Source organism: Candidatus Eremiobacterota bacterium (assembly GCA_031082125.1).
Lineage (GTDB): Bacteria > Vulcanimicrobiota > CADAWZ01 > CADAWZ01 > Ess09-12 > Ess09-12.
On sequence record JAVHLM010000009.1, the window covers coordinates 128,436 to 141,419 of the forward strand.

11 protein-coding genes are annotated in these 12,984 nt (G+C 55.7%); 4 read left to right on the forward strand and 7 right to left on the reverse strand.

What is annotated here, in order from left to right; translation table 11 throughout:
- On the reverse strand, positions 1-1,536 hold a 1,536-nt coding region (locus RDV48_12380; GenBank protein MDQ7823587.1), incomplete at its 3' end, for a hypothetical protein.
- Positions 1,537-1,724: 188 nt separating this feature from the next.
- Between RDV48_12380 and RDV48_12385 the strand changes: the two genes are divergently transcribed.
- Positions 1,725-1,877, forward strand: coding sequence for a DUF5989 family protein (locus RDV48_12385; GenBank protein MDQ7823588.1), 153 nt, complete (start codon positions 1,725-1,727; stop codon positions 1,875-1,877).
- 38 nt (positions 1,878-1,915) lie between these two features.
- On the opposite strand, the gene RDV48_12390 is transcribed toward RDV48_12385, so the two are convergent.
- The 6 genes from RDV48_12390 to RDV48_12415 form a co-directional block, all read right to left on the reverse strand.
- Positions 1,916-3,034, reverse strand: a complete 1,119-nt coding sequence (locus RDV48_12390) for an SGNH/GDSL hydrolase family protein (protein ID MDQ7823589.1) — start codon at positions 3,032-3,034, stop codon at positions 1,916-1,918.
- Positions 3,031-4,761 (reverse strand): hypothetical protein, encoded by a 1,731-nt coding sequence (locus RDV48_12395; protein ID MDQ7823590.1) that lies wholly within the window; start codon positions 4,759-4,761, stop codon positions 3,031-3,033. The genes RDV48_12390 and RDV48_12395 overlap by 4 nt, the downstream gene beginning before the upstream one ends.
- A gap of 241 nt (positions 4,762-5,002) precedes the next feature.
- A complete protein-coding gene (locus RDV48_12400) occupies positions 5,003-5,635 on the reverse strand; it encodes a zinc ribbon domain-containing protein (GenBank protein ID MDQ7823591.1) in 633 nt (210 codons plus the stop codon).
- A gap of 15 nt (positions 5,636-5,650) precedes the next feature.
- Positions 5,651-5,983 carry a hypothetical protein gene (locus RDV48_12405; GenBank protein MDQ7823592.1) on the reverse strand — a complete coding sequence of 111 codons (333 nt, stop codon included), beginning with the start codon at positions 5,981-5,983 and terminating at the stop codon, positions 5,651-5,653.
- Positions 5,984-6,255: 272 nt separating this feature from the next.
- Positions 6,256-6,954: a hypothetical protein gene (locus RDV48_12410; GenBank protein ID MDQ7823593.1), complete on the reverse strand. Its 699-nt coding sequence runs from the start codon at positions 6,952-6,954 to the stop codon at positions 6,256-6,258.
- 94 nt (positions 6,955-7,048) lie between these two features.
- Positions 7,049-8,644, reverse strand: a complete 1,596-nt coding sequence (locus RDV48_12415; protein ID MDQ7823594.1) for a serine/threonine-protein kinase — start codon at positions 8,642-8,644, stop codon at positions 7,049-7,051.
- Between the two features lie 129 nt (positions 8,645-8,773).
- On the opposite strand from RDV48_12415, the gene RDV48_12420 reads away from it, so the two are divergent.
- The 3 genes from RDV48_12420 (at position 8,774) to RDV48_12430 (ending at position 12,800) form a co-directional block, all read left to right on the forward strand.
- On the forward strand, positions 8,774-8,983 hold the full coding sequence (locus RDV48_12420) for a hypothetical protein (GenBank protein ID MDQ7823595.1): 210 nt from the start codon (positions 8,774-8,776) through the stop codon (positions 8,981-8,983).
- Positions 8,984-9,007: 24 nt separating this feature from the next.
- On the forward strand, positions 9,008-9,943 hold the full coding sequence (locus RDV48_12425; protein ID MDQ7823596.1) for a phosphotriesterase: 936 nt from the start codon (positions 9,008-9,010) through the stop codon (positions 9,941-9,943).
- Positions 9,944-10,352: 409 nt separating this feature from the next.
- Complete coding sequence (locus tag RDV48_12430) at positions 10,353-12,800, forward strand: hypothetical protein (protein MDQ7823597.1); 2,448 nt, start codon at positions 10,353-10,355, stop codon at positions 12,798-12,800.
- Positions 12,801-12,984: the final 184 nt, after the last annotated feature.

The window sequence follows — 12,984 nt, forward strand, 5'->3', positions numbered from 1 at the left end:
CTCTGTCCTGGCTCCTATATTCTCAATATCCCTGTCAATCTTGTCCCCGAGCTTCTCTATATCTCTCTCTGTCCTGGCTCCTATACTCTCTATGTCCCTGTCAACCTTGTCCCCGAGCTTCCCTATATCCCTCTCTGTCCTGGCTCCTATATTCTCAATATCCCTGTCAATCTTGTCCCCGAGCTTCTCTATATCTCTCTCTGTCCTGGCTCCTATACTCTCTATGTCCCTGTCAACCTTGTCCCCGAGCTTCCCTATATCCCTCTCTGTCCAGAGTCCCAGACCCTCCACGCCGCTTTCCGCCTTATCGCATGTCCTCTCTGTACCACTGTCAATCCTGTCCCCGGGTTTCTCGATATCACTTTTTTTCTGCCCGGTTCCTTCAGTGGTGCCCATGTATGCACCCTCATGCACGGCTTCCCGGCCGCCCTTCCTGTCGTGGCTGACAGCCTCTCCAGGGCCTTCGTGGTGGCCGTGGCCTTTTCCATGGGCCTTGCCATGTCTGCCATGACCGTGGGAATCATCACTGGCAGGGCTCACCTGCGAAGCTTCATGCTGCTCCAGGGATTCCCCCGGCTTACCGCTTCCTTGCTCCTTTGAACCCAGAGAGAGCTTCAGGGGAGCTTTCGGCTTTTCTTCCTCACATGAACGCCTGGCAGGCTCTTCACTGGCTTTTTGCAGGACGTGACCATCATCTGATTGAGAAGCTCTTCTCGCTTCGGCGGGCGCAGTGAGCTTCTTTTCCTGGATACCCTCTTTTTCCGGCTTTGTTTCATTTTCACCGGATGGCTGCAGAGAGGCTGAGTCAGCCCCGAGAGCCTTCTCTGACGGCATGGGCTCTTCATTGCTTTTCTGGCCCTGGTATATGATCTGATGAAGAAGAGGCAGGAGCCTGTTGATTCCGCTCTCCTCACCGGCAGCTTTGCCACCTGCTGCCTGGTGTGAGGCAGGAGCTTCCTCACCGGGAAGCTTTTCAGTTTTTCCCTGGGCTTGAAGGCTTTTTATATCTTCCTTCGCCTTCCTGATGAGCTCTGTGCGGGCATCATCTGAAAGCCCATCAGTGCCATAGGGCTCCATTGAGGGGGGGAATGACATTGCCGCTGTGGATTTGGACGCGGAGGCGGAGAAATCAGATTCCTTCCGGATATCCCAGCTTCGGGCCGATGACTCACGGGCCTGCTCTTCACCGGGGGGTTCCTGCCTGCCCGGGAGTACTTCACGGTTTTGAGCTTCATCGGGGGATTCTTCCACAGACCTCAATGCGCCGAGGTTTTCAAGAAGGCTGCCCATCTTCTCCCTTGTAGTGAAGCTTATATAGGCCTCCAGCGAGAGGTCAAGGCTGTCGCGGATTCCACTGAGATAGACTTCCCGCGGCCCACCTGAAGGAAGCGCGGAGAAATCGGTTTCAGGCCTTATGCTCTCTGAGAGGGAGCTTATACGGCTTTCCCCGGCGCCCCGGTTATATGCTTTATCTGCCCTCCGCAAAGAGGCACTGATCTCACCAGTGCTCTCAATGCCCCGTTCCTCTCCCTTCATCACGCACCCCCAGGCTTAAAGTTCTATTATACCTGCCTGCAATAAGATACCCCTTTTCCCCCTCTAAGAATTATCACGACATATCGTAAATTTTCTAGCCTCCCGCCCTTGCATCAGAAAACCGGCAGTGAAAGGTATTTCCCGGGGGCACATGGAATACCATCATACCCTCTGCAAGGTGGTGCCCTATGGGAGATTTTTTCAAAGAGTACATGGAGTTTCTGAAAAAGAACAAGAAGTGGATCCTGATCCCCCTTGTCGCCCTCATCATTGTGGTGATTCTGCTCATCATCTTCTCACGGGGGGGGTCACAGGCGCCTTTTACCTACAACCTTTTCTAGGCGCCTCCATGCATGACCCCGTCAGGAGCAGCCGTCACTCAACGGGCATACTGGCCATATTTCTCTCTCAGGTGCGGCTTCAGGGCATCGTACACAATGTCGGCAACTTTCGCAGCGCCGGCGTTGGTGAAATGAATATAATCATAGTAATAGGCCGAGTTTTTTGGCATTTTCCCGGCGAGATCGATAAAGTTGACCCCCTTCTCCCGGCAGACCTCTCTCGTCGCCTCGTTGTAAGCCTCAAGGATACTCCATTCAAGCTTTCCGCTTGAGCCCTCATAGACTTTCAAGGTCTCAAGGCTCACGCCTGTGGCTTGATCGGTGCCCTTTCCGTAAAGAGCAGGCTGCGTGAGGAAAAGGGGCTCGATACCGCAGGCTCTTGATGTCTCGATGAGCCTGAGCAGCCTTGCGCGGTAAGCCGGGATATGACGCTCCCTGTGGCGCGCCACTTCACGGGCGACAGTCTCTTCGGGGATATCAAGGCTTTCCAGGGTCGAGATATCAATGCTCTTGTGGGCAAGGTCCTTCTTCTGCGCATTGTAAACTCTCTCCAGGTTCATTGAGAGCAGCACGATCTCACTCTTCTCCAGCACTTTATCAAGCATCGCGCTGAAATCATCTTTTTCATCCTTTTTCAGGTTGTGACGGTCATATTCGCTCAGGTCATCGCGGCCCACATCATTGCCCCCCACGAGGAAAACCACCATGCGGGGCCTGATTTTACAGAGATAATCCTCCAGGAGGACCTGGTGCCCGAAGGTGGAATGGCCGTCAAGGCCTGCGTTGTTGAGCCAGACCTCGCGGAAGTCCTGTTTCATGCGCGTGCCAAGGAGATCGGGCCATGTTTTCCCGTCAGAGAGAAAAAAGCACTCTGTCGTGCTGCCCCCCACAGTGATAAGGGAGAGCGCCTTCGAGGGATCGGCAGGGGGCTCATCACCCCTGAACCCTATGGAGTTCTTGGTGTGGGTTATCTCCCTGTCCAGCCTGGGGCTCTTTGCATTGCGGATCAGGTACTTCCTGTTCACCGGAAGCACAATCTTGTCGCCCTTCACCCTGAAGGGGAAGGGATTATAGATGCGCAGGAAAATCTCCAGGGCAAGCGCAATCATAAAGAGGCTTGCCGCCATGCGGAACAGGATCTTCTTCCAGTCCTTCATTTCAGCACCTTGCCTGAATCATAACCGGTGAGCATCCCCACGAGGAGGAATTCATCAAGGGGAAGCTGCTTTTCTTGCAGGGCATCCCTGTAATAACGCTGAGCCATTGCCTTCAGTTCAGTGGCGGCCTGTGAGGAAGAAAAGGCCCTGTAAAACTCCTTGCCGGCCGCAGTCCTGAAGGCGGCGCTGAACCGTCTCTGGAATTCCTCATCAGCGTAAGAGGGAAATACTATGCGGTGCAGATCTTCCCTGGCAAGAAGACCTGAGGGAAGCCTTCTCGCCTTTATTTCCTCCAGGAGCCTCTTCCCTTCCCTGGCTATTGCCTTCACCTTGCAGAAGCCCCCGGGTCCTGCAAGGTCGTTCCCTATGCGCCACGAATCAAGGCTTATGGAGCAGGGCAGGAGGTAGGCAGTGTCCCCGTATGCCACGAGATAGGCACGCCGGGACTGCGGTGAAAAGAGGAGAAAACCCTCGTCGGTCACCACCCTGTCAAGGAAATAAAGCATCTCCTGGTTGTTAAAGAGGGAGCCGTTGTCCTGGGCGATAAGGGGAGGGATTCTCTGGTTTCTTTCCCGGGGGAAGAGCCATCCCTTGCCCATGAGATAGGCGCCGCCGCATAGCTCGAGGTGAGGGCCCTTTTCCCACACATATTCCTCTCTTCCCTCGCCCAGCCTCTTTATGGACGGATTCCCTGAATTCCTGAGGTACTGCCAGGTCCTGCCGGACTCCATGAGCATCCCCCCGAACATGAAGGTGGAACTGTCGCCGGTGAGTATGCGCTTCTGGAAGGTAGAGAGCACAATGAGCTTTCCCCTGTTTTCAATGGCGCAGTAAGGCATATTGAAAAACCTGAAGGAGGGGCCGTTCCCGCCGAAATAGCGTTCCACCTTGAGGGACCTGCGGTTCACGACAGTCACGAAGCCATTGTGTGCATCGCTCACTATGAGCCTGTCGCCGGGAAAAGGGTTCACCGACGTGGGCCAGAGGAATTCGGTCTTCCCGGCATCCCAGCCTATGTGACCTGAAGTCCTCTGGATCCTGCCTGAAGAAGGGTCAAGCTCAAAGATGGACCTCGCCCCAAGGCCCGTCACATAAACATGCCCTCCCGCCATGCATACCCCGTGAGCCCATTCAATGGGGGTACTCCAGAGCTCCCTGGCAGGGACGGCAGCGATGTCAAAGGCCGTTGCGCTGTTGCCATCATAGTTGGCGCACACGAGAAAAGCCCCGTCGCTGCTCACCCAGACATTTTCAGGCGATACCGTGCGGGGTGAGGAAATTGCAGGACCGCGGAGGCTGAGCGTTTTTTCATCCAGGTCCGCGTCAAAGACCAGTATGTTGTTAGCCGTGTAATTCGCCACGAAGAGCAGGTTTTTCTCCCTCAGGAAGAAGACGCCCGTGGGGTTATAGGGAAAATCCCCGAGGGGCTTCATCAGTGAGAGCTCTTGCCTGTCGCTTTCATAGAGGTATATCGAACCATAGTTGGCAATGAAATAACGGGTATCATCTAAGGGAGTGACGGAAACCATGAGCTCGGGCATCGATGGCGCCTCAGAGGAGATGCCCGGCCAGAGATCATTCAGAATGACCCGTCCCCCGGGCTCGGTAAGATTGAAGAGAGCCACTGCGGCCAGGATGCAGAAAAGGACAGGAAGGATCCTTCCTGTGTTGATTGATGGGGATTTCCCGTTCTTCACCGTGCGGACTCTCCGTAAGCCTGTGAGCATTGGAATCCATCTCTTCTATGCAGCGGCGCCCAATCCTTCATAAAATCCCGAGGATTTATCCTGGAACAGCTCTCCAGATACAGGGCCTGGAGGAATCCCCCTTCTGCGGCAGTATCATGCTCAGAACAGGGCACGATAAAACCGTACCAGGGGGTGATCACGATGGACAGAGGAATGAGAAAATCCATGAAAAAAGGGACAGCTCCCTCTTATGAAGACTGCCCCTTTTCATTGTCCGGTGCTACTCGGCCTCTCCCTGAGCCGCAGGCTGCTTCGCCGCGATTTTTGCGCTGAACTCCTCAGCTCTTGACTGCATCTGGCGCCTTGCCATCTCTTCTTCCATGATGGTGCGGTGGAGCACGAGGAACTCCTGGGCAAGCCCAACGTTGTTCACGCCCTCCTGTATCTTTGTGAGGCCGGCGCTCAAGCTCTCACGGTCCTCCTTGCTCGCCAGGAAAGCCTTCATTTCCTGAAGACCCTCGCCGATAAGCTGAAAGCCCTTGGTGATGAGGTAAGTCATCTGGCGGGAGTATTCTCTTCCCAGCTCATCGTGGCGCCACTTGTCCAATTCGCCCATGAAGCCGGGGATCTCGGCGCTGTTGAAGCCCTCGTAGTACTTCAGGATACTCTCATAGACGTCGAGCACTTCCTCGATGTCTGCCTCATCCTTGAGGTAAAGGTGAATGATAAAGACCAGCTCTGCAAACCAGGGGCAGTCATAGTTCTTCTCGGGGGAAAGATATGCCTGCCCTTCTTCCACGTCAACAACAGCCGCTGGCGCTTCGCCCGAGGCGCCGGCGATAATTACCGCATTGCAGCTTTCACAGTACTTGGTCCCCGGCGGATTGATGGTACCGCATTTTACGCACAACATAAACGCTCTTCTTTCTTATCGAGGAAACTGCATCTGCTGGCCCGCATTGTACTGGCCGCCCTGGGGCTGGCAGGTCATCAGGAGGCACTGAGCCGCAAAATCCCCATAGCCTGTCTGCTTGAGGAACGCGGCCATCTGCTGCTTCTTCTGCATGTTCATGGCACTCTGATACTGGAGGAACTGCATCATCTGCGCGGAGCGCATCTCGTTCTCCTCCTTCATCATCCTCATCATCTCCATGTTGGACTCGCGGGCCTTTTCCTGCTGCTTGGTCACCATGTAGGTCGTTCCAAGACTGGTGGCTGCGCCTAATCCTACGATTACTATTGCTACTGCTGGCAGTGGCATATCGGATCCCTCCTTACGGATTTTCTTACCTCCATTATCGCTTATCATGGCCCGAATGTAAAGAGAAAATGGTTACAGGGATGTTACATTTTATTTTCCATTATGTTAACATTTTAAAATGGTAACAGTTTTTCGTGTTGTCATATCCCAAAAAAGATCTCTAAGCTTCCCTGTCACAGAAATCTGTGCCGGGCAGAAGGCAAAAAAGGCTTCCCCTATGGAGAAGCCGGAGCCTGTCAGAATCGGGCGGGCAGAAAATGCCATGCCATGGGTCATGGCCCGTCTTCAGTGAGGCCATCAATCGAACTATATCGCACCCCGTATTGTCCCTTGGTTCCATAAGTACCGGGAACAGAGACCGATACGGTGTAATTGAAGGTCCTGTTGTCAACTTCATAACCATAAGACAGGTCCGTGCCGTACCTGTCAAAATAGTATTTCTTTGTCTCCTTGTCATAGCTGTAGCCTGCGGGAGGAAGCTGCCTGAGATATTCAGGGGTGACATCCTCGAGTTTTTCAGGGTAATAGCCCTTGTGGTCAGTTGAATACATCTCAAGGGAAGTGCCGATATTCTTGAGATTCGATCTCAATGTCGAGAGACCGGGGATCACCATGGGCTCCGGCAGCGCGTAGACCGCATACCAGAGTGACATCGTGAAGAGGAGCGAAGCGGCAAGAACCACCCTGCTCCTCAGCATCAGGCCGCCTGAAAAGAAGCGGAGAAACTCCCTGCGGTTCAGAAGGCGCATCGATGCGAAGATGAGCAGCAGGTAAAAGGCATCCAGCAGCGGCTTCGCCAGATAGTAAGAGCCCAGGTCCGCCCTATCGCCGAAGAGCGAGAAGAACCCGAGAAAAGTCACCATGGCGCAGTCTATCATGAAATAGAGCTTGTGATAGAGCAGCAGATAGTTCACCACAAGGAGCGCGGAAATTGCGGCGATGACCCACACGGGGTAAACGGGGAGGAGCACCCCCGGAGGGGTCCATCAGGCAAAGCCCGGCTTCGCGGTGAGGATTGCAAGCATAACAAGGACCGATGAGAAGATCATTACCTTTTTCATGGCGCTACCTTCCTTTCCCATGGGCTGGAGCTCCCTGGAGCCTCGCTTCCAGCGATGAGCCCCAGGAGAGGATGGCATTTCCCATCCTGGCGATAAGATCGGGAGCTGCATAAGGCCCCCTCTTCCTCTTCCAGTGCCGGTATATGAGCACGAAAGCTCCCACGATGATAAACAGAAAAGCTACGAGGGGAAATACCAGCATCTCGTATCCGCGGCCCCTCGACCCGGGAAGGGAGATAAAATTGAGGGCCACGGCGGCGATGAAATAGAGGCCAACCCAGAGATCCCGGCCCTGTGCCGCCTGGAAGGCTGCCATTCCCTCTTTTATCCTCTCCAGCTCGGCGGTGATGGAGGCTGCCGAGGGCGGGCGCTCATCCCTGTCACGGCTGAGGCACTTCATCAGAAGCGCTTCAAGCTTTGCCGGCACAGAGATCTGGAGGCTCCTGAGGGAAGGGAACTTGAAATTGAACTGCTGAGGATCTTCTTCGGTGAGCAGGTAATAGAGAGTGGCGCCGAGAGCATAGAGGTCAGAGCGCTCGTCGGTCTGGCCGAGGCCGTACTGCTCGGGCGGCGAAAAGCCTGGGGTGCCATATACAAGGGTGTCCTTCTGCTTCGCCGGATCAAAGTTCCGCGCTATCCCGAAGTCAATGAGGCGGAGCCTCCCCTTCCCCGTTATCATGATGTTGGATGGCTTGAGGTCGCGGAAAATCAGCGGAGCGGGAACCTGGCTGTGGAGATACTGGAGAATGGCGGCAAGCTCTCCTGCAATCTCAACGACCCGCTCGGCCTCAAAGGGCTTCCCGGACTCCTTCAGCGCATGCTCAAGGCTTTTCCCCTCGATATACTCCATGACAAGGGCCAGGCCTTCACTGTCAGAGAAATGCTCGATGAGCTTGGGAATGGCCAGATGGTTGAGGCTCTTGAGAAGGGCGCACTCTTTCCTGAAGAGCTCTTCCGCCTCGGCGCGCTCTTCAAGGGTAAGGCCCCGGAGCTCTATCTCCTTGAGAACCCACCGGACATCCTGGGAAGGAAAGGTGAGATCCTTGACGAGATATACGGAGCCCATTGCGCCGCGGCCAAGCTCCCCGGCAATCTCATAACGGCCGCGGAGCACCTCGCCCTTGCGTGGGCAGGCCGCAGCCGCCTGGGATTCTGCAGCCGCTTTTGGCCTGAGCCGACTCAACCTCGCCGCTTTCCATCTGCCGATGAGGCATACTGCAGTTGCTGCCGCCAGAGCCATTAGTGCGAAAGGAACAAACTCGATGAAATTGATGGAATAGAATACTCCATAGCCATTATCCATAAACCCGACGGCAAAGACCGCGATAAAGGCCGCGAAAAATATCAGGAGCATTTTCCCCGCCCAGTTTTTCTCCCGCACGATGCCCCAGGCGGCCAGGGCCGCCATCCCCGACAGGGCAAGGAGCATCAGGGAGGGGACAATCTGCGAGATTTCGTCGAGAGCTTCTACGACGGCGAGCAGAAATAGAAGCAGGTACAGAAGGCCGATGGTCCCCGTGACCAGGGAGGGAAAAAGGATGTAAAAAGGCATCGACTGCTCAGGCCGCCGTTTTCTCGGGGGACTGAAGGAACGTTCCATGGTAAGCGCCTCCTCTCTTCTTCATGGAGGGTTATTCCCCGGGGAAGGAATTTTAGACACTTTCTGGGAAAATTCTGATCACAGCATGATATTATTCCCGCTCAAAATGGCACAAAAGGCGGTGCTCTCATGGATAAGATTGAGATAATCGAAAGGCTTGTCTATCTTGTAAAACAGCTTCCCGATGACGGGGCTGAAAAAGTGCTTGAGGCCGTTGAAGGCTATCTTGAGCAGCAAGGGATTGCGGTGGTGATGCCCATGGAGAATGTGAGCCAGCTCAGGCCTGAATTTATTGCCGGACTCAGGGAAGCCGAAGATGAAATCCATTACAGAGACTGAGCCACTGGAGAAGAAATAAGCACCATGAAAAAAATCAACAGCGTATGCGGAGAGATAAGCACAGATGATCTGGGCTTTACCCTGATGCATGAGCATGTTATGGTCATAGACAGCTTTATGCGATATTCATTTCCCGACTGGTTCGCGAGGGACGGGTTTATCAGGAAAGTAGTCAATGAATTATCAGAAGCGCGGCAGAAGGGCGTCAGGACTATTGTGGACGCTACCCCGATAAACCTGGGACGGGATATTTCCGTGATAAAAGAGGCTTCCGAAAAATCAGGAGTGCAGATAATCGCCTCCACGGGATTTTACTGGTACGACGAGCCCTGGATGGACGGCTGGGGAATCGAAGCCCTGATGGAGAAGCTTCTCCGCGAGATCAATCATGGAATCCAGGGCACGGATATAAAGCCGGGAGTCATCAAGGCGGCGACGGACTTCCCGGGGATGACCCCTGTCAACTTCAAGCTCCTGAAAACCTCGGCACGATTGGCCAGGGCGACAGACCTTCCCCTGATAACCCATTCATGTCCCTCCCGCATGACGGGCCTCATGCAGCAGGACGTGTTTCTTGCGGAAAAAGTGGATCCTGCAAGGGTGGTGATAGGCCATAGCGGGGATACCGACGATATCGAGTACCTGGAAGCGATATTGAAGCGCGGAAGCTATGTCGGCCTGGACCGTTTCGGGCTTGACATGGTTCTTCCCGTTGAAAAAAGGATCGCCACGGTGATTGAACTGGTGAAACGCGGCCATACCGATAAAATCCTGCTCTCACACGACTACTGCTGTTATATTGATTGGACTCCCGAATTCTGCTTCAAAGAAGGGGCGGAGCACTGGAGCTATACCTATCTGCCTGCCCAGATTATTCCGGAGATGAAAAAGCGCGGCATCAGCGATGAGGCAATCAGAATCATGACCGTCGAGAATCCGAAGAGAATCTTTACTGAGTAAATGGGAATTCTGTCATTGGAAGAAGGATTTGACCATCCCGAGAGAGCTCTTGGTGCACCGTGAGGCCAGGGGCCATTCTCCCGGATCTTTAGACTATACAGAACTCAATGCACGGCTTTGCAGGCTTGAAAATATTTTTCTCACTATCCCACTTCCATCCATTCCTCTCCGCCCCTCCGCAGGGGGCTCTATCTCTTCGCAGGCGGGACTTTCATGCGGGTTGAGCAGAAAAAACGTAAAAAGGGGCATTCCGTGCCTCCAGGGCCCATACAGCGATGGCTTGAAAACCCTATCACTACAAGCTTTTAAGCTGTCTATTCTTTTGACTTTCTCTTTTTTATGGGGTATAATATTATTAGAGATACATGGGTATCCCAGGCATAAGTCAAAATTGAAAGGAGAACTTTTTGTGAACACGGCATCAGGCGCGCACCTCAGGGAGGTCCCGCACCGGGAGGCCCCATCGGCCACCCAGGCTCTTCAGGTCGCCCCGGCTGGGAAGCCTTCTCCTGCGGTGATCCGCGAGTATCCCGGCTACGAGGCCGCCATGGAGGGCGGGCAGGTCTTCAAGGCTTGCCCCGGCCTCCCGCTGGTCACGTACGGCGCCGATGAGGTGCTCTCGCGCTCGAATTGCCGGCACATATTCCGCGATCTCACCGCCGAGGTCCTGGACTGGAACCTCTGGTGCCTCTCTTCTGCCGGGGTCAGGCTCGATCTCCTCATCGGGGAGGCTCTTCTCTTCCTTGACGGGAAGCTCGAGAGGCTTGGCTATGTGAGAGTGTCCGACTTTGTGCGAGAAGAGCTGGGCATCTCTTCCAGGAGCGGCTACGAGCTGATGCGGAACGCGAAGGCCATTCAGAAGCTCCCCCTCATCAGGGAAGCTCTTGAAAAGGGGCTTCTGCGCAAAAGCGCGCTGCGGTATCTCTTCCAGGTCGTGACGCCCGAGACCGAGGCGGAGTGGCTCTCAAGAGCCATGCACTCCACCATAAGAGAAATTGAAGAGGAGGTGAAGAGTTTTAAAGCCGGTGGGAGTGATATCAATGCATTCGCCGCCGGGGATGACGATGAAGAGGACACAGGGAGCCTCGCGGTGAGCGCGCGGGTTCCTTTTTCCGTTGCCGCGAAATGGGACAGGGCCCTCGAAGTCTTCCGCAGGATGGAGGAGGCAGAGCTCCCTTCGGAGAGCTTCGTGGAGGCCCTTCTTGCGGAGTTTGTCGCTTCGGCGCCGCTTGAGGGTATCGGTGTACAGGGCACCACGGTGCAGGCACCGGAGGATTCCGATTCCGGGACAGGGAAACCGGGGGCTCAAGGGGCTGCGGGTGCTTCTCTCTGCCGTCAGCAGGGGAAAGGCTCCCAGTGCATTGAGGCCTCCCATGGCGACTGCGCCACCCGCGGCAATGGGGCACATTCTCAAAATGGCATTGATGCTTCCGGCACCGGGGAGAGAGGCGCCGATTCCGCCATCGGGGAGAAAGCCCCTCTCCTTGTCGCCCTGGCAGAAGCCATCGGCTCCCTCGATGAAGGGGCTCCCTTCGGCGAGCGGGACAAGGAGCTTGCCCGGCAGGTCCACAAGGACCTCGAAGAGGTGTCGCACCTCTGGGAGTTCCTGCCCTGGAAGCCCGTCACGGTGGAGCTTCCCCAGGAGTTTCAAGTTCCCGGGAGTCACTGCTCCGATGCCGATACCGCCATCGGGGCCCCTGATAAGTCCCAGGTGGGATTCCCTGCCGCCGATCCCTTCGAGACAGTCGCCCGCCTCCGGAAGATGGCGGCCCTGCGCCACTCCCTCTCTTTCTACCAGGGACGCCTGCTCAGAACTCTCAACAATTTCGGCCTCTACAAGGACATGCTCTTCCTCAGCCTGGGCCATTACACCAGGGAGCGCCTCGGAATGTCCCGCAGCACCGCCTATTCCTTAATCTCAATGGAAAGGAGTTATCTGGAGTATCCCGATATGCTGGACCTTGTGCAGGAGGGGAAGCTCACCCCCGAGCAGGCGAAGCACCTCTCGAAGGTCTTCAATGAGGGGATCCGCGTCCAGGGAGCGTGGCTCTCCTACGCCCAGGAGGTTCCGGTGGCCACCCTGATGGCTGCCGTCGAGGCGTTCCTCCGCTTCGCCAAAAGGGCTGTCCACAAGAAGTGGGACATCCATCCCGAGGCCTTCGAGGTGGCCGTCACGGGGAGGTCCGTCAAGAGGGTGCCCGCCCCTGCTTCAAATGGCACGAAACCCAGTGGGGATAGGGGTTCCGACGCCGCAGTCCAGATGTGTACACACGAGCCTGTGACCCCCTCCCGCCAGGATGGGCTCACCCCTGTCATCTGGCAGGTCACCGGGGGCCGGGAGCATTCGGAGCTCCCCGAGATTCTGTCAATCTTCTCGGGAGAGACCCACAAAGCGGGGACCTTTGGATCAAACCTCTCTGAGAGAGGCGCCCTCATCCGCTTCTTTCTCAAAAGAGACATTGTCCCTCTCTGGAACCATGCAGTGAGGCTCTGGGCCGCCGGCAGGCCGGAAGAGGCCGTCGATGACGGTCAGCAGCTTGCCCTCTTCGTGGAGGCCATCCTTGATGCTTTCCTTGCCGCCTGGGACCTCCCGGAAAAACGGGACATCCACCACCGCACCCTTGCCCGGGATAATTACCAGTGCCAGGCTCCCGGCTGCAAGTGCCGGCGCAACCTTCATTCCCATCATATCATCTTCCGCTCACACGGGGGAAGCGACAAGCTTCACAACAGAATCACCCTCTGCATGGCCCACCACCTGAGGTGCGTCCACGAGGGGCACCTCATCATCAGGGGCACGGCGCCTCACGGCCTCATCTTCATCTTCCTCCGCGGCAGCAGGGTCATCAACGCGTGAATCCCGGTGAAACCGAGTTGCCAGGACTATGACAGGGGGCCGGGAGCAAGGCTCCGGGCTGCAAGTGCCGGCGCAACCTTCATTCCCATCATATCATCTTCCGCTCACACGGGGGAAGCGACAAGCTTCACAACAGAATCACCCTCGGCATGGCCCACCACCTCTGGTGCCTCCACGGGAGCTC

Coding starts and splice junctions, on each gene's coding strand:
- RDV48_12395 (MDQ7823590.1), bottom strand. CDS start 4,761: ATGCTCACAGGCTTACGGAGAGTCCGCACGGTGAAGAACGGGAAATCC.
- RDV48_12420 (MDQ7823595.1), top strand. CDS start 8,774: ATGGATAAGATTGAGATAATCGAAAGGCTTGTCTATCTTGTAAAACAG.
- RDV48_12390 (MDQ7823589.1), bottom strand. CDS start 3,034: ATGAAGGACTGGAAGAAGATCCTGTTCCGCATGGCGGCAAGCCTCTTT.
- RDV48_12385 (MDQ7823588.1), top strand. CDS start 1,725: ATGGGAGATTTTTTCAAAGAGTACATGGAGTTTCTGAAAAAGAACAAG.
- RDV48_12400 (MDQ7823591.1), bottom strand. CDS start 5,635: ATGTTGTGCGTAAAATGCGGTACCATCAATCCGCCGGGGACCAAGTAC.
- RDV48_12405 (MDQ7823592.1), bottom strand. CDS start 5,983: ATGCCACTGCCAGCAGTAGCAATAGTAATCGTAGGATTAGGCGCAGCC.
- RDV48_12415 (MDQ7823594.1), bottom strand. CDS start 8,644: ATGGAACGTTCCTTCAGTCCCCCGAGAAAACGGCGGCCTGAGCAGTCG.
- RDV48_12425 (MDQ7823596.1), top strand. CDS start 9,008: ATGAAAAAAATCAACAGCGTATGCGGAGAGATAAGCACAGATGATCTG.